Source organism: Thiohalocapsa marina, from assembly GCF_008632335.1.
Taxonomy (GTDB): domain Bacteria; phylum Pseudomonadota; class Gammaproteobacteria; order Chromatiales; family Chromatiaceae; genus Thiohalocapsa; species Thiohalocapsa marina.
Genome location: NZ_VWXX01000001.1, coordinates 161,305 through 181,270, shown reverse-complemented (window position 1 = coordinate 181,270; position 19,966 = coordinate 161,305). Strand labels below are relative to the sequence as shown.

At 67.5% G+C, this 19,966-nt stretch carries 18 protein-coding genes; 10 read left to right on the top strand and 8 right to left on the bottom strand.

Features of this window, described 5'->3' with window-relative positions:
* The first annotated feature begins 414 nt into the window (after positions 1 to 414).
* From leuS to F2Q65_RS00825, 8 genes are all read left to right on the top strand, one after another.
* Positions 415 to 2,991, top strand: a complete 2,577-nt coding sequence (gene leuS, locus F2Q65_RS00860) for a leucine--tRNA ligase (protein ID WP_150089450.1) — start codon at positions 415 to 417, stop codon at positions 2,989 to 2,991.
* Entirely contained in the window at positions 2,988 to 3,590 is a 603-nt protein-coding gene (locus F2Q65_RS00855) for an LPS-assembly lipoprotein LptE (RefSeq protein ID WP_150089448.1), read from the top strand. The genes leuS and F2Q65_RS00855 overlap by 4 nt, the downstream gene beginning before the upstream one ends.
* Positions 3,591 to 3,604: 14 nt before the next feature.
* On the top strand, positions 3,605 to 4,618 hold the full coding sequence (gene holA / locus F2Q65_RS00850; RefSeq protein WP_150089446.1) for a DNA polymerase III subunit delta: 1,014 nt from the start codon (positions 3,605 to 3,607) through the stop codon (positions 4,616 to 4,618).
* A 53-nt stretch (positions 4,619 to 4,671) separates the two neighbouring features.
* Positions 4,672 to 5,946 (top strand): glutamate-5-semialdehyde dehydrogenase, encoded by a 1,275-nt coding sequence (locus F2Q65_RS00845; RefSeq protein ID WP_150089444.1) that lies wholly within the window; start codon positions 4,672 to 4,674, stop codon positions 5,944 to 5,946.
* Positions 5,947 to 6,109: 163 nt separating this feature from the next.
* Positions 6,110 to 6,763: a nicotinate-nucleotide adenylyltransferase gene (gene nadD, locus F2Q65_RS00840; protein ID WP_150089442.1), complete on the top strand. Its 654-nt coding sequence runs from the start codon at positions 6,110 to 6,112 to the stop codon at positions 6,761 to 6,763.
* The gene (gene rsfS / locus F2Q65_RS00835) at positions 6,753 to 7,127 is read left to right on the top strand and encodes a ribosome silencing factor (protein ID WP_150089699.1); all 375 of its coding nucleotides are present in this window, start codon (positions 6,753 to 6,755) and stop codon (positions 7,125 to 7,127) included. The genes nadD and rsfS overlap by 11 nt, the downstream gene beginning before the upstream one ends.
* Before the next feature lie 32 nt (positions 7,128 to 7,159).
* The gene (locus F2Q65_RS00830) at positions 7,160 to 8,164 is read left to right on the top strand and encodes a helix-turn-helix transcriptional regulator (RefSeq protein WP_150089440.1); all 1,005 of its coding nucleotides are present in this window, start codon (positions 7,160 to 7,162) and stop codon (positions 8,162 to 8,164) included.
* On the top strand, positions 8,161 to 8,715 hold the full coding sequence (locus F2Q65_RS00825) for a dihydrofolate reductase (RefSeq protein ID WP_150089438.1): 555 nt from the start codon (positions 8,161 to 8,163) through the stop codon (positions 8,713 to 8,715). The genes F2Q65_RS00830 and F2Q65_RS00825 overlap by 4 nt, the downstream gene beginning before the upstream one ends.
* A gap of 6 nt (positions 8,716 to 8,721) precedes the next feature.
* Here F2Q65_RS00825 and F2Q65_RS00820 read toward each other — a convergent pair whose 3' ends face one another.
* The 8 genes from F2Q65_RS00820 to F2Q65_RS00785 form a co-directional block, all read right to left on the bottom strand.
* Entirely contained in the window at positions 8,722 to 9,519 is a 798-nt protein-coding gene (locus F2Q65_RS00820; protein WP_150089436.1) for a spermidine synthase, read from the bottom strand.
* Between the two features lie 80 nt (positions 9,520 to 9,599).
* On the bottom strand, positions 9,600 to 10,487 hold the full coding sequence (locus F2Q65_RS00815; RefSeq protein ID WP_150089434.1) for an ATP-binding protein: 888 nt from the start codon (positions 10,485 to 10,487) through the stop codon (positions 9,600 to 9,602).
* Positions 10,488 to 10,518: 31 nt separating this feature from the next.
* A complete protein-coding gene (ettA, locus tag F2Q65_RS00810) occupies positions 10,519 to 12,186 on the bottom strand; it encodes an energy-dependent translational throttle protein EttA (protein WP_150089432.1) in 1,668 nt (555 codons plus the stop codon).
* Positions 12,187 to 12,334: 148 nt separating this feature from the next.
* Positions 12,335 to 14,074, bottom strand: coding sequence for a nitrous oxide-stimulated promoter family protein (locus F2Q65_RS19835; RefSeq protein ID WP_150089430.1), 1,740 nt, complete (start codon positions 14,072 to 14,074; stop codon positions 12,335 to 12,337).
* Complete coding sequence (locus tag F2Q65_RS00800) at positions 14,068 to 14,340, bottom strand: DUF2249 domain-containing protein (RefSeq protein WP_150089428.1); 273 nt, start codon at positions 14,338 to 14,340, stop codon at positions 14,068 to 14,070. The genes F2Q65_RS19835 and F2Q65_RS00800 overlap by 7 nt, the downstream gene beginning before the upstream one ends.
* The gene (locus F2Q65_RS00795) at positions 14,337 to 14,780 is read right to left on the bottom strand and encodes a hemerythrin domain-containing protein (protein WP_150089426.1); all 444 of its coding nucleotides are present in this window, start codon (positions 14,778 to 14,780) and stop codon (positions 14,337 to 14,339) included. The genes F2Q65_RS00800 and F2Q65_RS00795 overlap by 4 nt, the downstream gene beginning before the upstream one ends.
* Before the next feature lie 113 nt (positions 14,781 to 14,893).
* Positions 14,894 to 17,275 (bottom strand): ATP-binding protein, encoded by a 2,382-nt coding sequence (locus tag F2Q65_RS00790; RefSeq protein ID WP_150089424.1) that lies wholly within the window; start codon positions 17,273 to 17,275, stop codon positions 14,894 to 14,896.
* On the bottom strand, positions 17,272 to 18,399 hold the full coding sequence (locus F2Q65_RS00785) for a type 1 periplasmic-binding domain-containing protein (RefSeq protein ID WP_150089422.1): 1,128 nt from the start codon (positions 18,397 to 18,399) through the stop codon (positions 17,272 to 17,274). The genes F2Q65_RS00790 and F2Q65_RS00785 overlap by 4 nt, the downstream gene beginning before the upstream one ends.
* Before the next feature lie 258 nt (positions 18,400 to 18,657).
* On the opposite strand from F2Q65_RS00785, the gene mobB reads away from it, so the two are divergent.
* Positions 18,658 to 19,245 (top strand): molybdopterin-guanine dinucleotide biosynthesis protein B, encoded by a 588-nt coding sequence (gene mobB / locus F2Q65_RS00780; RefSeq protein WP_150089420.1) that lies wholly within the window; start codon positions 18,658 to 18,660, stop codon positions 19,243 to 19,245.
* 33 nt (positions 19,246 to 19,278) lie between these two features.
* Positions 19,279 to 19,872, top strand: a complete 594-nt coding sequence (mobA, locus tag F2Q65_RS00775) for a molybdenum cofactor guanylyltransferase MobA (RefSeq protein ID WP_150089418.1) — start codon at positions 19,279 to 19,281, stop codon at positions 19,870 to 19,872.
* Positions 19,873 to 19,966: the final 94 nt, after the last annotated feature.

Genomic DNA, 19,966 nt, shown 5'->3' with positions numbered 1-19,966 from the left:
CGCCGTCCACCGGAGATCGGACCGGGTCGGGCTGTGGGGCATGATGAGATGCTGGAATCGCGGCGGCCGATGGCCAGTCATCCACGGACCTTACCCGATGCCGCGGCTGCGACGCAAACGGTGCCAGCGACGGCCAGCGATTTCAAATTCGACGCTCTGCCGCAGCTCGATCAACCGCAAAGACACAGAGTACGCAAAGCGCACGCAGAGAAGCTTAGGAAAACGCTGGATGGTCTCTGCGTGCGCTGGGCCTCTGCGGTTTGAATCTGGAAATTGTCGAGCGTCGGCGCCGAGGTCGCCGCAGGTTGGGCGGGTGCGGTATCCTAGATCCCTGTCGTCGCCAAACGTCGTCGCTAGACGCACACCGCAGCCGATGCTGCGGTCTCCTCTCAGCCTTTTCAGAGACCCATTCCGATGCAGACCGAGTACGATCCGCGTGCCATCGAGGACGCGGCCCAGGCGCACTGGGAGCAGCAGCAGACATTCCGCGCCGTCGAGGATCCCGAGCGGGAGAAATTCTACTGCCTGTCGATGTTTCCGTACCCGTCCGGTCGGTTGCACATGGGGCATGTGCGCAACTACACCATCGGTGACGTCATTGCCCGGTATCAGCGGATGCTGGGCAAGAACGTGCTGCAGCCCATGGGCTGGGACGCCTTTGGCCTGCCGGCGGAGAATGCCGCCATCCAGAAGGGCATTCCGCCGTCGCAGTGGACCCGGTCCAACATCGCCTACATGAAGGAGCAGCTGAAACGCCTGGGGTTCGGCTACGACTGGTCGCGCGAGCTGGCCACCTGCGATCCGGACTATTACCGCTGGGAACAGTGGCTGTTCACGCGCCTGATGCAGAAGGGCCTGGCCTACCGCGCCACAGCAACGGTGAACTGGGACCCGGTGGATCAGACGGTGCTGGCCAACGAACAGGTCATCGACGGCCGTGGCTGGCGCTCCGGCGCCCCGGTGGAGAAGCGCGAGATCGAACAATGGGCGGTGCGCATCACCGACTATGCCCAGGAGCTGCTCGACGCCATCGACGGCCTGGACGGCTGGCCGGAACAGGTGCGCACCATGCAGCGCAACTGGATCGGGCGCTCCGAGGGCGTCTACATGGAGTTCGGTATCGAGGGCTCGGAAGAGACGCTGGGCATCTACACCACGCGCCCGGACACCGTCATGGGCGTGACCTACGTGGCGGTGGCCGCGGAGCATCCGCTGGCGCGGCGGGCCGCCGCCGGCAATGCGTCGCTGGCGGCCTTCATCGATGACTGTCGCCAGGGCGGCATCTCCGAGGCCGAGCTCGAGACCATGGAGAAGAAGGGCCACCCACTGGGGCTGAATGCGCGGCATCCGATCACCGGCGAGGCGGTGCCGGTGTTCGCGGCCAACTTCGTGCTGATGGGCTACGGCACCGGCGCGGTGATGGCGGTACCGGCCCACGACCAACGTGACTGGGAGTTCGCCGAGCGCTACGGCATCCCCAAGCGGCCGGTCATCGTCTCCGCCGACGACAGCCCCTGCGGCATCGATACCGCGGCCTTCGTCGACAAGGGCGTGCTGGTGAACTCCGGCCCGTTCGACGGCCTGACCTCGGCGCAGGCCTTCGATGCCGTCGCCGACTGGCTCGAGACCCACGGCAAGGGCCGGAAACGGGTCAATTTCCGCCTGCGCGACTGGGGTGTCTCGCGCCAGCGCTACTGGGGCTGTCCGATTCCGGTGGTGCGCACCGCCGACGGTGATGTGCGGGCCGAGACGGACCTGCCGGTGCGCCTGCCGGAGGACGTCATCGTCGACGGTTCCGGCTCGCCTTTGAAGAAGATGGAGGCGTTCGCCATGCTGCCCGGGGGCGAGACCCGGGAGACGGACACCTTCGACACCTTCTTCGAGTCCAGCTGGTACTACGCCCGCTACTGCTCGCCGGACTGCGACAGCGCCATGCTCGACAAGCGGGCGCGTTACTGGCTGCCGGTGGACCAGTACGTCGGCGGCATCGAGCACGCGGTGCTGCATCTGCTGTATGCGCGCTTCTTCCACAAGCTGATGCGCGACGAGGGCCTGGTGGACTGCGATGAGCCGTTCGCCAACCTGCTCACCCAGGGCATGGTGGTGGCCGAGACCTGGTACCGCGAGGATGCCGACGGTCGCAAGCAGTGGTTCAACCCCGCCGATGTGGAAGTCGAACGCGACGACAAGGGCAAGTTGATCAGCGCGGTGCTGCGGGACGATGGCCAGCCGGTGACCTTCGGCGGCATCGAGAAGATGTCCAAATCCAAGAACAACGGCGTCGACCCGGAGGCGCTGATCGCCCGCTACGGCGCCGATACCGTGCGCTTGTACACCATGTTCACATCGCCGCCGGACCAGTCGCTGGAGTGGAACGACGAGGGCGTGGAGGGCGCCTCCCGGTTTCTGAAGCGGCTCTGGGCCCTTGCCGTGGGCAGGGCGGGGGAGATTGCCGATGTCGACGCAGCGGTCCGGGCCGAAGCCCTGGACGAGGCCGCGGCGGCGGCGCGCCGCGAACTGCACATGGCGCTGAAGAAGGCGTTATTCGACTTCCAGCGACACCAGTTCAACACCGTCGTGTCGGCCTGCATGACCATGGTCAACGTGCTCTACCGGCTCGACACCGATGCCGAAACCGGCGGCGGACGGGCCGTGTTGCGCGAGGGGCTGTCCATCGTGCTGCGGCTGCTGGCCCCCATCGCGCCCCATGTCACGCATCACCTGTGGCGGGAGCTCGGTTTTGGCGACGATATCCTCGCCTCGGCCTGGCCGGCGGTGGACGAGGGCGCGCTGCAGCAGGACACGGTGGACTATGTGGTGCAGGTCAACGGCAAGGTCCGCGGCAAGGTGCAGGTGCCCGCCGAGGCGGACAAGGCCGCCATCGAGCAGGCCGCGCTGGCCAATGCCAACGTGCAGCGCTTCATCGAAGGGGCCACGGTGCGCAAGGTCATCGTCGTGCCGAACAAGCTGGTGAACGTGGTGGCGAAATGACCAGGGTTCGATCCAGGACAGCGGCATCCGGCGCCCGTCACAGCAACCGGCTGGTGCCGGCATTGGTGCTGATACTGGGCCTGACGCTGACGCTGGGTGGCTGCGGCTTCCAGTTGCGCGGCGCGGTCGACATCCCGCCGGACCTGTCGCCGCTGTATGTGCAGTCCGGCGGGCTGGTGGGCTGGGCCATCGAGAGTCGGCTGCCGGGCAGCGGCGTACAGACCACCCGCGATGCCACCAAGGCAGGCATGGTCCTGCGCATCCTGTCCGAATCGCGCGATTCGCGCGTGGTGGCGCTGGATCGTAACGGCCGCGCGCTGGCCTATGTGCTCACCTATCGGGTGCGGTTCGACGCCCGCGACGACCAGGGCAATGTGCTGATGCCGCCGCAGTCCATCGTGCTGGAGCGCACCTTCGACGACAATCCGGACGTGTCCGTGCTCGGCAAGCAGGAAGAGTCCGATATCATCTACCAGGATCTGGCCAACGACGCGGCGGACCAGGTCCTGTTGCGCCTGCGTGCGGCCCTGACCGCCCGGGGAGCGGCGTCCGGCAGGACGCCGTCGAAGGCCCCCGGCGGCGGCGTACCGGCTAGTTAGCGGCACCGCCGGCCATGCGCTGCGCGCCAGCCCAACTGGAGCAGGCCCTGACCCAGGGACTGGCCCCGGTGTACCTGCTGTTCGGCGACGAGCCCCTGCAACTGGGTGAGGCGGCGGATGCGATCCGCCGCGCTGCTCGGGATCGGGGCTTCAGCGAACGGACTCGCCTCGAGCACGGGCAGCAGTTCGACTGGTCATCGCTGGCGGCGGAGGCCGGAGCCTTGTCGCTGTTCGCCGAGCGGCGTCTGATCGAACTGCGCATCAGCGGCGACGGCGTCGGGCGCGAGGGCTCCGATGCCCTGCGCCGGTACTGCGAGCGGGTCAGCGACGATGTGCTGCTGCTGATCCTGGCCCCGGGGCTGGACTGGAAGACGCTCAAGTCGAAATGGGCCGAGGCGCTGGAGCGGGTGGGCGTCATCGTGCAGGTCCGGCTGCTGCAGGGTCAGCAACTGCACCAGTGGTTGCGCGCACGGCTGCAGGCGGCCGGCTTCCAGCCCACACCGGAGGCGGTGGCGCTGCTGGCCGAGCGGGTCGAGGGCCATCTGCTGGCCGGTGCGCAGGAGATCGAGAAGCTCCGCCTGCTATGCCAGCCGGGGCCGCTGGATGCCGAGTCGCTGCTCGCGGCGGTGACCGACAGCGCCCGCTACAGCCTGTTCGATCTCACCGACGCCGCGCTGGCGGGCGACCGGGTCCGCGCCGACCGGGTGCTGCGCGGGCTGGCCACGGAAGGCACCGCAGAGCCGCTGGTGCTGTGGGTGCTGGCGCGGGAGATCCGCAAGCTGGCGGCGGTGGCCTTTGCGTTGGCGCAGCGTCAGGATCTGGCGCCGGTGCTGCGGGCGCATCAGGTGTTCGATTCGCGCCGGCAGGCGGTGATCACGGCCGCCCGACGCTATCCGCTGCCGCACCTGTGGTCGTTGCTGGAGCGCTGTGCCGAGGCCGATCTGGCCATCAAGGGGCAGCATCCCGCCGACCCCTGGACGCTGCTGACCGGCATCGCCGAGGGCCTTGCCGCGGCGCCTGGTCGCTGATTTCGTCACGAAAACCGAAAACATCCCACCGATCACTGTTCAAGAGACCTGTTATGGCCAGTTCTGAAATCACCGCCGTCGACACCTACATGACCGAGGTCGGTCAGCGCGCCCGGGCGGCATCGCGACAGATGGCCCGCGCCGAGACCGCGGCCAAGAATGCTGCCCTGACGGCCATTGCCGAGGATCTGGACCGGCAGCGCGCTGACCTGGTGCAGGCCAACGCCGCAGACCTGAAGGCCGGTGCCGACAAGGGCCTGGATGCGGCGCTGCTCGACCGGCTGGAACTGACCCCGCCGCGCATCGACGCCATGATCGAGGGCCTGGCCCAGATCGCCGGCCTGCCGGACCCCATCGGCGCCATCACCGATCTCAATTATCGCCCCTCGGGCATCCAGGTCGGGCGCATGCGGGTGCCGCTGGGGGTGGTCGGCATCATCTACGAGTCAAGGCCCAATGTCACCGCCGATGCCGCGGCACTGTGCCTCAAGTCCGGCAACGCCACCGTGCTGCGCGGGGGCTCCGAGGCATTCCAGTCCAACCAGGCCATCGCCGGCTGCATCCAGCGAGGACTCGAGCGCGCCGGCCTGCCCGCCGACGCGGTGCAGGTGCTGCAGACCACGGACCGCGCCGCGGTGGGCCAGATGATCACCCGTCCGGAGCACATCGACGTCATCATTCCCCGTGGCGGCAAGGGCCTGATCGAACGCATCAGCCGTGATGCCCGGGTGCCGGTGATCAAGCACCTGGACGGCATCTGCCATGTCTACATCGACGACCGCGCCGATCCGGACAAGGCCTTCGCGGTGGCAATGAACGCCAAGACCCAGCGCTACGGCACCTGCAACACCATGGAGACCCTGCTGGTAGCGCAAGGGATTGCTGACGCCGTGCTGCCGCGACTGGCGGTGGCGCTGATGGAGAAGGGCGTGGAGCTGCGCGGCTGCCCGCGCACCCGGGCCCTGGTGGAGGGCGTCGCGCCGGCGAGCGATGCAGACTGGGACACCGAATACCTGGCGCCGATCCTGGCGATCCGGGTGGTGGCCGACATGGATGCCGCCATCGATCACATCGAGCACCACGGCTCGCACCATACCGACAGCATCGTCACCGAGGACTATGGCCGCGCCCGGCGCTTTCTGCGCGAGGTGGATTCAAGCTCGGTCATGGTCAACGCCTCCACGCGCTTCGCCGATGGCTTCGAGTACGGGCTCGGCGCCGAGATCGGCATCAGCACCGACAAGTTCCATGCGCGCGGCCCGGTGGGACTGGACGGGCTCACATCGGTGAAGTTCGTGGTGCTGGGCGACGGGCACGTGCGGACCTGAGTCGGCGCGGTGCGCAGACGATGCAGCCGGAGGGTATTTTCTGCTATGGTCCGATCCATGGAAACCCGATCCGGTTGTCGTTCGCACCACGCGTGACTCTGCCGCTGCCTTCGTCGCCGTCTGTCCTGTCGCCCGCGGTCATGGGCCGCCCTCGCGCCGCCGCATGATCGGCGTCTTTGGCGGCACCTTCGATCCGATCCACTTCGGCCATCTGCGGCCGGCCCTGGATGTGCATCAGGCACTGGGGCTGGACGAGCTGCGCTTTCTGCCGTTGAACTCGGCGGTGCATCGGGCGCAGCCCGTGGCCAGCGCGGCGCAGCGGCTCGCCATGGTCCAGGCCGCCCTGGCAGGCGAGCCGGGGCTGCGGGCGGATGACCGTGAACTGGCCCGGGCCGGCCCCTCGTACACGGTCGATACCCTGCACTCGCTGCGCCAAGAGCTGGGCCCCCGCCGTTCCATCTGCCTGCTGGTTGGCGGCGACACCTTCAACGCCTTCCTCGACTGGCATCGCCCGTTCGATATCCTGGCCCTGGCGCATCTGGTGGTGATGCAGCGGCCCGGTGCCGCGGCACCGGATGATCCGGCGTTGCGCGCGGAGCTTGCATGCCGGGGCACCCGGCAGCTGGCAGCGCTGCGGCAGGCCCCGGCGGGGCGCATCTGGATCGAGTCCGTGACGCAACTGGACATCTCGGCCACCCGCATTCGCGGCCTGTTTGCCGCCGGCCGCAGTCCACGTTACCTGTTGCCCGACGCCGTGCTCGAGCTGGCGCGGCGGGAGGCCTGTTATTCCGCCCAGAGGGGACATGATGCAGCTTGAACAATTGAAGGATCTGGTCATCGAGACACTCAACGACATGAAGGCCCGCGATGTGCAGGTGGTCGACGTGCGCGGCAAGACCGCCGTGACCGACTACATGGTGGTCGCGTCTGGCACCTCGGACCGGCATGTCAAGTCCATCGCCGAGACCGTGGCCTATCGCGCCAAGGAGGCCGGCGAACCGCCGCTGGGCACCGAGGGTGTCGCCGACGGCGAATGGGCACTGGTGGACCTGAACGGCGTGGTGGTGCACGTGATGTTGCCGAAGGTGCGTGACTTCTACAACCTGGAGCGGCTCTGGTCGGCGCCGGCGCTGGTCGCCGAGGCGGTGTCCCGACCCCCGCTGGCCGCCGGCTCCGCCTGATCGCCGCTGCAACCGTCCGGGGCTGAGCGTCGGTGGACCGGTTCGACCGCATCTTCGAGCTCAACCGCATCCTCCAGGGGGCGCGCCATCCGGTGTCTCGACGGCGGCTGGAGCAGGAGCTGGAGTGCTCCCGGGCCACCATCAAGCGCATCATCGAGGACATGCGGCTCTACCTCAACGCCCCCATCGTCTACGACCGTGAGCACCACGGCTACCGCTACGACGATACCGGCAGCGGGATGTACGAGCTGCCGGGGCTCTGGTTCAACGCCTCCGAACTGCAGGCCCTGCTGGCGGTGCAACAGTTGCTGTCAGGGGTTCAGCCGGGTCTGCTGGAGCCCATGCTCAAGCCGTTGCAGCAGCGCATCGACGCCATGCTGGAACTGCAGCAGGCCGGCTCCGAGGGCCTGCAGGGCCGCATCCGCATGCTGCAGATGGCCGCCCGGCTGGGTGCCGACCAAGCGGCCGCCTTTCAGACTGTGGCCGGCGCCTTGGCCCGGCGTCGACGGCTGCGCCTGCACTACTACATCCGATCGCGGGAGAGCCGCGAGACCCGCGATGTCTCGCCGCAGCGCCTGGTGCATTATCGGGACAACTGGTACCTGGACGCCTGGTGCCACCTGCGTCAGGCCCTGCGGACCTTTTCCATCGATGCCGTGGAGCAGGCCAGGGTGCTGGACGACCCCGCTGTGGACTTGGAACCTGCCGAGCTGGATGCCCATTTTGCCCAGTCGTACGGGATCTTCGCCGGTGCCCCGCAGCACATGGCGGTGCTGCTTTTCAGCCCCGCCCGGGCGCGTTACGTGGCCACCGAGCAATGGCACCCTGACCAGCAGGGGCGCACGCTGAACGATGGCCGTTACGAGCTGTGCGTGCCCTACAGCAACCCGGCGGAACTCATCATGGACGTGCTGAAATACGGCCCCGACGTGGAAGTGGCCGACCCACCGGAACTGCGCGCGGCGGTGGCCGCGCGCCTGTGCCAGGCCTGCGCCCGTTATCAGACCGATATCCCGGAGGAATCCGTCGAGCGATGAGTCAGGTCGAGACCATTCCCCATCCTCAGGTGTCAGATCGCCCGACACCGCAGCGCAAGCCGCTCATCGTGCTGGTCGCGGCCATGGCCCATCAGCGAGTGATCGGCCGGGACAACAGGCTGCCCTGGCACCTGCCGGCGGACCTGGCGCACTTCAAGCGGCTGACCCTGGACAGGCCCATCCTCATGGGGCGACGCACCTTCGACTCGCTGCCCGGGCTGCTGCCCCGGCGCCGGCACATCGTCATCTCGCGGGATCCGGGATTCTGTCCCCCCGGCTGCGAGGTGGTGGGCTCCCCCGATGCCGCGCTGGCGGCCGTCGCCGGGGAGCCGGAGGTGATGGTGGTCGGCGGCGCCAGCATCTATCGGGCCATGCTGCCGCTGGCCCAGCGCATGGAACTCACACTGATCGATGCCGACATCCCCGGCGACACCCAGTTTCCGCACTGGGATGCGTCCGCCTGGCGTGAAGTCACGCGGGAGCATCGCCTGGGCGACGACCGAAATGCCTACGCCATGGACTTCGTGCGTCTCGAACGGTTGTCTGCTTGAGCGACTCTAGCGTCGCCGAAACCGCCCCAGTTGCAATGGCTCGGCGTTCTGGCGCCAGAAATTGCGCGCCAGTGTCTGCAGCGGGATCTGCAGTTGCAGGCCCATGTCCTGGGCCTGCTGGAAAAAGGCCTCGCGTTGCAGCACCGGCAGGCCGCCGGCAAAGCCGAAGGCGATGGTGTTGCCGCCCTGCACATGCAGGTACAGGATGCTGTCGCCGAAGACCCGGGTCAGGGCCGCATGGGCGCGCCGGCTGTCGCGGAACTCGCTGCACCAGTGGTTGGCGATCAGGAGGCCCCGGTCATCCAGCCGCTGCCGGCAGGCCGCGAGGAACTCCAGTTCCGTCTGCGCGGGGTGGACGCCATCCGCCAGGTACAGATCCAGCATGATCAGGCGGTGGGTGCGCTCGCCTTGGCCCACGAACGCCTCGGCGGACGCGCGATGCAGCTGCAGCCGCCTGTCCGGTACCAGGCCGAAGTGGCGGGTTGCGGCGTCGATCACGGCCTGACGCTGATCCACGGCATCGATCCGCATCCGCGGACGGAGATGTCGCAGGGCATGCACCAGGCTGCCGCCGCCGAGGCCGAGCAGCATGGCATCGGGCGCGTCCGGTGACAGCACCAGCCCCAGCAGCATGGCCTGGATGTAGACGTGGACCGGTTGCTGGGGCAGGGCGATGCGCTGACAGCTTTGCTCCACCGCATTTCCGAAGCTAAGGTAGCGGCGGCCATCGCGCTCGTAGACGGTGACAGGCCCCTGTTCATCCTCGAGCCTCGCAATCAGCGTGCCCAGGGGATGGGTGTCCACGCTATCGCGCACTGTTTGAGCGCAAAGCCGCAGAGAAAAGACAGGGTTTCAATGTGAGCGGACTGGCTGCATGCAAGGCATCAGTGCTGGTCGAGTGACAGCCGCTGCCGCCCGGCCCAGTCCCGCGCGAACTGCCAGGCGGTGCGGCCGCTGCGTGATCCACGGCGCAGGGCCCATTGCAGCGCTGCACGCTCGATCTGCGCCGCGTCGCCCGCGTCCGCCTGCAACTGCCCCAGCCAGTGGTGGCAGACGCTCAGGTAGTCCTGCTGGCTGAAGGGTCGGAACGACAGCCAGAGTCCGAAGCGGTCGGACAGCGAGATCTTTTCCTCAATGCCCTCGCCATGGTGGATCTCGCCGTCCACCAGCCGGGACGCCTGGTTCTCCCGCTGGAATTCCGGCAGCAGATGCCGGCGGTTGGAGGTGGCGTAGATCAGCAGATTGTCCGGCGGTGCGCTGATGGAGCCGTCGAGCACGGCCTTCAGCGCCTTGTAGCCGGACTCCCCGGCCTCGAACGACAGGTCGTCGCAGTAGAGGATGAAGCGCTCCGGGCGGCCATGGATCAGGTCCAGCACCGAGGGCAGGTCGATCAGGTCGTCCTTGTCGATCTCGATCAGGCGCAGGCCCCGGTTCTGGTAGGTATTGAACAGCGCCTTGATCAGCGACGACTTGCCGGTGCCACGCGAACCCCACAGCAGCACGTTGTTGGCGCCGGCACCCGCCAGGAACTGACGGGTATTGCGGTCGATCTCGTCGCGCTGGGCATCGATGCAGCAGAGATCGGACAGCTGGAGCCGGTGCGGCCGGTGCACCGCCTCCAGCCAGCCCTGTGCACCCCGGCCCTGTGAACCGTTGCGCCGCCAGCGCCATGCCCGCGCGCTCCAGTCCGGCTCCGTTGCGACCGGCAGCAGCAGCTCCAGCCGCCCGAGCAGCCCCTCGGCCCGCGTCAGCACGGTGTCCAGCTCGGTCATCCCCAGTCACCCTTCAAACTTCACCCTTTTATCATGCCGTCAGCGGGCGATAGCGCAGCCGGTGTGGCTGGTCCGCCTCGTCGCCCAGGCGACGGTGGCGGTCGGCCTCGTAGTCCTGGTAGTTGCCCTCGAACCAGGTCACCTGCGAGTCGCCCTCGAAGGCCAGGATATGGGTCGCGATGCGGTCCAGGAACCAGCGGTCATGGCTGATCACCACCACGCAGCCCGGGAAGGCAAGGATGGCCTCTTCCAGCGCACGCAGGGTTTCCACATCCAGGTCGTTGGTGGGCTCGTCCAGCAGCAGCACGTTGCCGCCGCTCTTCAGCAGCTTGGCCAGGTGCACGCGGTTGCGCTCGCCGCCGGACAGGTCGCCGATGCGCTTCTGCTGATCCGAGCCACGGAAGTTGAAGCGACCGACATAGGCCCTTGACGGCATCTCGAAGCGGCCGACGATGATGTTGTCCGCCCCGCCGGAGATCTCCTCCCAGACCGTCTTGCTGTCATCCAGGGCGTCGCGGCTCTGGTCGACATAGGCGATGTCCACGGTCTCGCCGATGCGCAGTGTGCCGGCGTCGGGCTGCTCCTGGCCGGTGATCATGCGGAACAGCGTGGTCTTGCCGGCGCCGTTGGGGCCGATGATGCCGACGATGCCGCCCTTGGGCAGGTTGAACGAGACGTTGTCGTACAGCAGGTTGTCGCCGAAGGCCTTGCGCAGGCCCTCGGCCTCCACCACCAGGTCGCCCAAGCGGGGCCCTGGCGGGATGTAGAGCTCGTTGGTCTCGTTGCGGGACTGGAACTCCTGCGAGCTCAGTTCCTCGAAGCGGGCCAGGCGGGCCTTGCTCTTGGCATGTCGGCCCTTGGGGTTTGAGCGCACCCACTCCAGCTCGTGCTTCATGGCCTTGATGCGGGCCTGTTCGGACTTCTCTTCCTGCTCCAGGCGCTTCTCCTTCTGCTCCAGCCAGCTGGAGTAGTTGCCCTCCCACGGGATGCCGTGGCCGCGGTCCAGTTCCAGGATCCAGCCGGCCACGTTGTCCAGGAAGTAGCGGTCATGGGTCACCGCCACCACGGTGCCGGGGTAGTCGTGCAGGAAGCGCTCCAGCCAGGCGACGGATTCGGCATCGAGATGGTTGGTGGGCTCGTCCAGCAGCAGCATGTCCGGCTTCGACAGCAGCAGCCGGCAGAGCGCCACGCGACGGCGCTCACCACCGGAGAGCTTGGTCACATCGGCCTCCCAGGGGGGCAGGCGCAGGGCGTCGGCGGCCACCTCCAGGGTACGATCCAGATTGTGACCGTCGGTGGCCTGGATCAGGTCCTCGAGCTCCGCCTGCTCCTTGGCCAAGGCGTCGAAGTCGGCGTCGGCCTCGGCGTAGGCGGCATAGACCTGGTCCAGCCGCTCCAGGGCCTGCTTGATGTGGCCGACCGCTTCCTCGACATTGCCGCGCACGTCCTTGGCCGGGTCGAGCTGCGGCTCCTGGGACAGAAAGCCCACATGGATGCCCGGCTGCGGCCGCGCCTCGCCCTCGATGTCGGTATCCAGTCCGGCCATGATCCGCAGCAGCGTCGACTTGCCTGCGCCGTTCAGGCCGAGCACGCCGATCTTGGCGCCCGGAAAGAACGACAGCGAGATGTCCCGCAGGATGACGCGCTTGGGCGGCACGACCTTGCCGACCCGGTTCATGGTGTAGATGTATTGAGCCATAGAAAATCAGATCCTCTTCTCGCCGCTGTGGGAATGGCCGGCGGGATGTGGGCAAATGCCATCGCCGGGCAAATGCCCGGGAGGGGGTGTCAGGGGGATCGCGACAGTATACCGTCATTCGACGGTCAGGGTGGGTGGCTTGGATTTCCTATCCGTTGGATTTTCTATCCGTCAACACGGGAATTTGCCGCAGCTTGTCCAGCAGGTGTCTGGTGGCCAGCCACGGGTGGCGCAGCGGCATGCGCGGGCCGGCATGGCGCATCACCTCGCGGACCCGGGCGCGCATGGTCCGGCTGTAACAATGCACCTGGCAGCGATTGCAGACCGGTTTCCGTTCCTGGAACGGACAGGTCTCCAGCCGCGCCATGGCATATTGCCGCAGCCGTTCGCAGTCTTCGCACAGGGTCTGACCTCCGCCATGCAGATCGTGGCAGTAGATGCCGAGCATGGCCGAGATGGTGCGTTGCTCGTGACGGATTCTTGGTCCCGGGCGTGGCGTCTGATGCCCGTTGCCGGAGCGGGGCGCGGAAGGCTGCATTTTGGGTGACATCTCGGGCCGCGGTTGGGGATTGTCCGCGCTGGCCTGGTCGAATTGCCGCCGCACTTGCCGGTGACGCACGGCGGCGCGTGCAAGGAGCGCACCCAGAAGCGTTGCGGCAAGCACCAGTGCGCCGCCACCCGCCTGCGTGAGCGCCGTGCCCAGCCCTGTGGTCAGCGATGGCGCGAGGCTCGGAAGGGCCGCGGCGGAGCCCAGACAGAGCAGCGCCAGCAGGTAGAGACCAAACTGGACGCGTGCCTGGATCTCGGGGATGAAGGCATGCATGTGCGGGATGCGCAGATCGAAGCGTCGCGTCGCCAGTTGACGGTGCTGCAGGTGAAACCAGCTCAGGAAAGGCACGATCTTGAACAACATGCCGCTGGGCAGGCCAATGCCAACGCCCAGCAGCGCCAGGACACCCACCAGCTCCGCGCGGCCACCCGATAGCCAGACGCCGGCCGCCAGGATCGCGCTGATCATCGCAGACCACCAGTACAGCAGGGTGGCGTCGACGCGGCGGCGTTCGCGCCGACGCTGGCGATCGAGGGTGACGAGCGCGAACACCCCGAGGGCGAGCGCCCCGACACCCGCGCTCCAGCCAGCCAGATCCGCCCGCCCGGCCAGGGTGAGCAGGGTGGCCGCAAGCAGCGCGGCGGCGGTCACCGGCGCCGCCCATCGCGTCTGCCAGCGGGGGTAGGCCGGCGTCACATGGAACATCGGCACCACCTGGTAGCCGACACCCATGATCAGCAGCCCGACCCAGCCCAGCAGACCCCAGGCCGCATGCAGGTTCACCCACTCAACCAGCCCCGGCAACGGCAGCCAGCCCAGCAGCGCGGTCACCAGCATCAGCCCGAGCACAAGCGTGGCCACCAGGGCGGCCAGTGCCAGACGCATGGCCAGGATGGTCGGCTTAACGCCCCTGGCCTGCGTCATGGCGATGCCGACCACCAGGGCGTAGAGAAGCAGGCCGGCGCCGAGACTGGCACCGCCGAGCACCAGGCCGGGCTGGCCGCCCCAGAGCAGACCGGCGCTGAGGGCGAGGGTGCCCAGCATCAGCAGCACCTGGCTCGCGCGGCCCACCAGGGTCACGCGGCGCACCGGCGCCCCGGCCAGCACCGGCAGCATCTGCAGCAAGGCGCCGGCCATGACCTGGGTAAGGAATCCCAGCGCGATCAGGTGCGTGACCGCGAGCGCCGCCGGTGTCCAGCGCGAGGCCAGGATGACATCCCCCTGCGCCACCAGCAGGGCGCCAGCGGCGATGGCAAAGACCGGCGCGGCGAGAAAGAAGCCGAAGGGCACGCTGATGGGCGGGGCCTGTTCCAGGCTCAGTCCGGCGGTGTTCAGCATGGTGCGGGCGCTCCGCCTGAGCCCCGGGATGGCGTTGCATCCAGCGGCCAGATGAGGATCTCGAAGTGCTCATCCTCGCCCCGGGTGCGCCAGGTATAGCCCATGCCCCGCAGCAGATCGTAGAGCGGGAAGGGCTCGCGCCGATGCACCACCCGCAGCGTGCAGTCAGCGGGCAGGTCCGCCAGCGCGTCCAGGATCCGTTCCAGCGGCTCGGGTGGCGGCAATTTGCGCACATCCAGTGTCACGGTCGGAGCGGATGCGCTCATCGGGCCGTCGGGCCAACCAGGGCCGCCATGTCGGACGCCCGCTCGCGCAATGCGCCGTCGGCCATGGGGTAGATCACGGCCTCTTCCTTGTAGTTGTGCTGCTGCACCAGCAGGTTCAGCGTCTCCAGGATGCCGAGCACGGCCTCCCGGTCGCAGGTGGCCACCGCGGCCCGAAGATCCTCCAGCAACCGGCGTATCTGCGCATGCTCGCCGCAGAGGATCTCGATGGGGTGCGCGGCGATCAGAAACACCTTCGCCAGGGCGGGGAACAGCGCCGCTTCTTCGGCACGGAAATGCCGTTCCACGGCCGCGATCAGGGCCTCGGATGCGCGGCCTATTGCCGACCAGCCGCCGGTACCGACTGCAGATTCGGCGGCGGCCAGCAGGTGATCACAAGCGCGATGGTCGTGGGTGAAAGCGTCGGTGATGGCGGTGGTCATGGCTGGGGCTGTCCTGCGGGAACCTGTCCGGGAGTCTCGCCTGCCGATGCCCCAGCGGCCTTGACTTGCATCATTTTGGGAAAACGCGCCGAGGCGCCGCCCCGCGGATGAATTCAGGGCGTTTCTGATCGCGGCAGGAAGGCTTCGATGAGCCCTTTGAGCTGCCGCAGATCGATGGGCTTGCTCAGATGGGCGTTCATGCCGGCCTGCCTGGTCATCTCGACGTGCTCGGGAAAGGCATTGGCGGTGAGGGCGATGATGGGGACGTCGGCATCCAGGGCGCGGATGCGGCGGGTGGCCTCGTAGCCGTCCATGACCGGCATCTGCAGGTCCATCAGGATCAACTCGGGCAGGGTACCTCCGGGGCGGCGCTGGGCCTGAAACCGTTCGACCGCCTGCAGGCCATTGTCGACCACCTCGATCTCCAGCCCGGTGCCCGCCAGCAGACCACAGACGATCTGCTGATTGATGGCATTGTCCTCCACCAGCAGGATGCGCCGACCGGCCAGGGCAGGCGCGACCTGCTGGTCTGGCCTGCTTTCCGACCCGTTTGCCGGCTTGGCTTGTGGGGCGGTTGTCGGGGCAGTGGGCAGGACGGCCGGTGGTTCGATCTCGGCCTCAGTCGCCGGTTTGTCGTTCAGCCCGTGCTCCCGTGCTGTTTCCCGAGGCGGGGCCGGCTCTGCGGCGATCTCGAAGCGAAAGCAGCTGCCCTGGCCGGGTCGGCTCTCGACCTCGATGCGTCCGCCCATGAGCGCGACCAACTGCTGGCTCACGGCAAGCCCAAGACCGGTGCCGCCGTACAGGCGCGTGGTGCTGTCGTCGGCCTGGGAGAACGGCTGATACAGCAGGCGTTGCTGCTCCACGCTGATGCCGATGCCGGTGTCCTGCACCTCGAAGCCCAGTCGGTTCCTGCTGCCTGAGCCAATGTCCGAGCCAATCTCCGGGCCACTGTCTAAAGCAGAGCCCGCAGCGCAGCCTGCTGCGGGCCGCACGCGCAGCTGCACGCGACCCGCCTGCGTGAACTTGATGGCATTGCTCAGCAGGTTGGTGAGTACCTGCTTGAGTCGCAGCGGGTCGCCGCGATACCACTGCCCCAGGGCCGGATCGATATCGACATTCAGCGCAAGCTGTTTCTCCTGCGCCGACGGCTGGAGCAACTGATACACGTCCGCGATGGCCTGGGGCAGATCGAACGGCACCTGCTCGACGGTCAGCTTGCCGGCCTCGATCTTGGAAAAGTCCAGGATGTCATTGAGAATGCCGAGCAGGGATTGCGCCGAGCGCTCGAGCTTCTGCAGATCGCCCCGCTGTCCGGCACTGAGCTCGCTGCGCAGCAGCAACTGCGACAGGCCGATGATGCCGGTCATGGGCGTGCGGATCTCGTGGCTCATGTTGGCCAGAAAGGCGCTCTTGGCGTTGGAGGCGGCCTGCGCCTGCGCCGTCATCTGTTGCAGCGAGTGCTCGCGCTGCCTGATCGCCTCGGCCATGGCGTGGAAGCGGGTTCGCAGGGCCGCCAGTTCCTCGAACCGGTCGGCCCGCTCTGCAGCATCTTCGACGGCGTCTTTGGCCGCGTTGTCGGCGTGCTGCCCCTGTTCCAGCGCCCGCATCTTGTCCACGAAGGCCACCAGGGGCCGGATGAACAACTTGCGCAGGCGCAGGTTCTTGATCACCACCAGCACCAGCACACCGGCCGCCACCATCAGCGCGAAGAGCAGCAGGGCCTTCTGCTGGGTCTCGATCAGCGCCGTCGGTATCAGTGTGACCACGCGGGCGCCGATGGCCAGGGGCTCGGAGACGAGCGGAATCCAGCGGCGCCCGCCGAGCTCAAGCGTCTGCCGTGCCCCGGGTCGACCGACCGAGTGGCCAAGGTCGAATGCGGGAATCCGCAGCTCTGGATCCCCCGAGAGCATGACGAAGCCGTCGTTCGTCACCAACAGCACCGGCGTGCCCGAGAAGCGGGAGTAGCGGGTCAGAAAGCCCTGGACGTAGCTCAGATCAAGCCGCCCTAGCAGGCGCTCATCCCCCGCATCCACCCGATAGTAGACGCTGGAACGATTGTCCTCGTAGCCACGCATGATGCCGGAGAGTTCGCCGTGGCCGTCGCCGCGGCGCAGATAGGCGGCGAGCTTGCCGGCGGAGAACGCGAAACCAGGGAACACCTGGGAACCCGGCACCGACTTGTAGGCCTGTTCGACGCGGAACCCCTGGTCGAGGGCATAGATGTCGGAAAAGGCCGTGACCAACGCCATCACCTCCGGCGAGCGTTCGGACTCGGACAGGGTCGACAGGCTGGCCAGGGCGTCGCGGGCGGTGTCCAGATGGTCTGCCAGAAAAAGCCCCACCTGCTCGGCATCGGCCACGCGCAGTTCCAGGTACTTGCGATTGACTTCCGCCAGGGTGAAAGCGACCGCCAGCGCCAGTACCAGCCCCATGAGGCCCAGCGCCGCGAGTTCGAGCCCCAGGCTGTAGCGCCAGAGGTTGGTGCGGCGGCTCACTCCAGCTCCCGGCGCAGCTTGGTCAGCGTATGGAAGTGACCCGTCACGTCGCCGTAGGCGTCGAAGCGGATCGGTCCCAGGCTCGTCTGGTGCAGCGGTGTTGCGAGCAGGTAACGCTTGACCGTCTCGGGGCTGTCATGGCCCTGGGCAAAGGCCTGGTCGAGCAGCTCCAGGGCCTGGCGGGTGCCGAGGGTCATGCCCTGGGGGGTGTAGCCGAAGCGCGCATCGAACCGGCGCAGATAGGCGTCGACGGCGGCATCGTCGTGTCGTGACGGATAGTGTCCGACCATCAGCAGATGGTCGATGGCGTCGCCGGCCTGTTCCAGCACGGCGGGTGAACGGGCCCAGGGCGTCAGCAGGATCGGTGCCTCCGGCTGCGCCTGGTGAAACAGCTGGGCGATGTTGCCGATGGGCGGCATGAAGGTGCCGGCCAGGATGTAGAGGGCGTCGAACGGCTCGGCCACGATTTCGCTCAGTTCACCGAGCGCGAATGTGCCGACCTCCAGCTTGTGGTGCCTGATGCGCCAGCGTCCGGAGGCGCCAAGCGCGCCGGTGAAGGCGGCAAAGGCCGGATCCGTCCAGGCCAGGTTGCTGGTGTCCTGCAGCACCAGCAGGCGACTGCCGGGCAGGCGCTCGAGCTGGCGCGCCATCTCGATCTGCTCCTGGCGCAGGTCAGGGATGATGCGCAGCAGGAAATCGTCTTGGCCGCTCAGCAGCAGCGATGTGGATGCCACGTTGATGCCGAGGGCGCGGCCATCGGCAAAGAGATGGATGCTCGGCACTGCGTGACTGGACGCATGGGTGGTGATGAAGAAGCGCACCCCGGCTGCGATGGCGGCCTCGAGGTCCGGCACCGCGGTCTGCGGATCGACCCGGTTGTACATGTCATGGATGCGGATGCGGCTCCGGGGATGCTCCTCCAGGAACAGCTCGCCGGTGTTCTTGTCGCTGGGATCGATGACCGCGCCATAGATCACCGGCAGATCGATGCCGATTCCCACCTGAATCGGCCGCTCGGTTTGCCCGTGCAGCCACCAGGCGACGGCCGCTAGCAGGAGCCCGGACAGGACGACAATGGCAAGAATCCAGATGCCGAAACCGCTCCGGCCGACGGTGGATTTCATGACTTTTTTCAGGGCGATATTCGGGCTTTAGTTGGTGTTTTTTCCGCAGTTTAGCATGGCAAAACAGCCCAGCCTTCGGGTTTGTCCGGGCAGTTTCTCCGGGGCCTTTCTCCGGGGCCTTTCTCCGGAGCCTTTATACCTGTTGCAAGGCTTGAGGCCAGCGGGCTGCAGCGTTTATCCTCGAGCGCATTGCCTCAGCGCACCGCTCGAACGCATCCACCTGACGCATCACCGGTCGCCTATGCTGCGGCAGACACCATGATCGACAAGATTGTTCGCACGCTTCCTGCCGATGGCGGTACGCAGATTGCCTGTGCGGTGCCACTGTTGGGCTTCGCCGCCTTCAGCGGCACCGGCAAGACCACCCTGCTGGAGCAGCTGCTACCGTTGTTGACGGCCGCCGGCCTGCGGGTGGGAGTGGTCAAGCACGCCCATCACCAGTTCGACATCGACCAGCCGGGCAAGGACAGTTACCGGCTGCGCAAGGCCGGAGCGAGCCAGATGGTGGTGGCCTCAGGGCGGCGCATCGCCTGGATTGCCGAACGCACTTCCCCGGCGGAAGAGCCCCGGCTGGCCGATGCGCTGGCGGCGCTGGACACGGCGGCTCTGGATCTGGTACTGATCGAGGGATTCAAGCACGAGCCGTATCCGAAGATCGAGTTGCACCGCCCGTCCCTGGGCAAGCCCCTGCTGCATCCGACGGATCCGAGCATCATCGCCATCGCCAGCGATGTCGCCCTGTCCCCGGAGCAGTGCGGCGGGCTGGTGCAGTTGTCGCTGAATGCGCCAACGCAATTCGTCGACTTCATCGCCGACGCGGTCCTGAATCAGGCCGCAGTGCGATGACGGCCAAACCGCGCAGCCTGTGGCAGAAAACCGATGGGCGTTGACGCCACCCAAGTCACGGCGCTGATCCTGGCCGGGGGTCGCGGCCGGCGCATGGGGGGCGAAGACAAGGGCCTGCTGCCGCTGGCGCAAAAGCCGCTGGTGCAGCATGTCATCGAGGCGGTGGCAGGCCGAGCGAGCGGGGTGCTGATCAGCGCCAACCGCAACCTGGAGCAGTATCGCGCCTTCGGCTGGCCGGTGCTGGCGGACCCGCTGGAAGACCATCAGGGACCCCTGGCCGGGATACTGGCCGGGATGCGGGCCGCGGATACGCCCTGGCTGGTCACGCTGCCCTGTGACGCGCCGCAACTGGGGCATGGCTTCATCCCGCGACTGCTGGCCCGGCAGCAGGAGACGAACGCGGAGATCGTGACGGCCCACGACGGTTGTCGGCTGCAGCCGGTGCATGCGCTGCTACAGACCAGCCTGGTGCGAAGCCTGGAGGGGTTTCTCGCCGCCGGCGAGCGCAAGGTCGACCTGTGGTACGCGCGGCATCAATGGACCACGGCGGACTTCAGCGACGTGCCGCACTGGTTTGCCAACCTCAACACGCCGGAAGACCGCGCGCGTCTCCTGCACCCCGACTGAACCGGCCTGCGCGCGCAGATTTGCGGCGGCCGGCAGGCCGGCCCTCGCCTCAGGGCCGGATTTGACCCGCATCAATCCCTGCAGGGACCGACTG

Coding starts and splice junctions, on each gene's coding strand:
- leuS (WP_150089450.1), top strand. CDS start 415: ATGCAGACCGAGTACGATCCGCGTGCCATCGAGGACGCGGCCCAGGCG.
- F2Q65_RS00855 (WP_150089448.1), top strand. CDS start 2,988: ATGACCAGGGTTCGATCCAGGACAGCGGCATCCGGCGCCCGTCACAGC.
- holA (WP_150089446.1), top strand. CDS start 3,605: ATGCGCTGCGCGCCAGCCCAACTGGAGCAGGCCCTGACCCAGGGACTG.
- F2Q65_RS00845 (WP_150089444.1), top strand. CDS start 4,672: ATGGCCAGTTCTGAAATCACCGCCGTCGACACCTACATGACCGAGGTC.
- nadD (WP_150089442.1), top strand. CDS start 6,110: ATGATCGGCGTCTTTGGCGGCACCTTCGATCCGATCCACTTCGGCCAT.
- rsfS (WP_150089699.1), top strand. CDS start 6,753: ATGCAGCTTGAACAATTGAAGGATCTGGTCATCGAGACACTCAACGAC.
- F2Q65_RS00825 (WP_150089438.1), top strand. CDS start 8,161: ATGAGTCAGGTCGAGACCATTCCCCATCCTCAGGTGTCAGATCGCCCG.
- F2Q65_RS00815 (WP_150089434.1), bottom strand. CDS start 10,487: ATGACCGAGCTGGACACCGTGCTGACGCGGGCCGAGGGGCTGCTCGGG.
- ettA (WP_150089432.1), bottom strand. CDS start 12,186: ATGGCTCAATACATCTACACCATGAACCGGGTCGGCAAGGTCGTGCCG.
- F2Q65_RS19835 (WP_150089430.1), bottom strand. CDS start 14,074: ATGCTGAACACCGCCGGACTGAGCCTGGAACAGGCCCCGCCCATCAGC.
- F2Q65_RS00800 (WP_150089428.1), bottom strand. CDS start 14,340: ATGAGCGCATCCGCTCCGACCGTGACACTGGATGTGCGCAAATTGCCG.
- F2Q65_RS00795 (WP_150089426.1), bottom strand. CDS start 14,780: ATGACCACCGCCATCACCGACGCTTTCACCCACGACCATCGCGCTTGT.
- F2Q65_RS00785 (WP_150089422.1), bottom strand. CDS start 18,399: ATGAAATCCACCGTCGGCCGGAGCGGTTTCGGCATCTGGATTCTTGCC.
- mobB (WP_150089420.1), top strand. CDS start 18,658: ATGATCGACAAGATTGTTCGCACGCTTCCTGCCGATGGCGGTACGCAG.
- mobA (WP_150089418.1), top strand. CDS start 19,279: ATGGGCGTTGACGCCACCCAAGTCACGGCGCTGATCCTGGCCGGGGGT.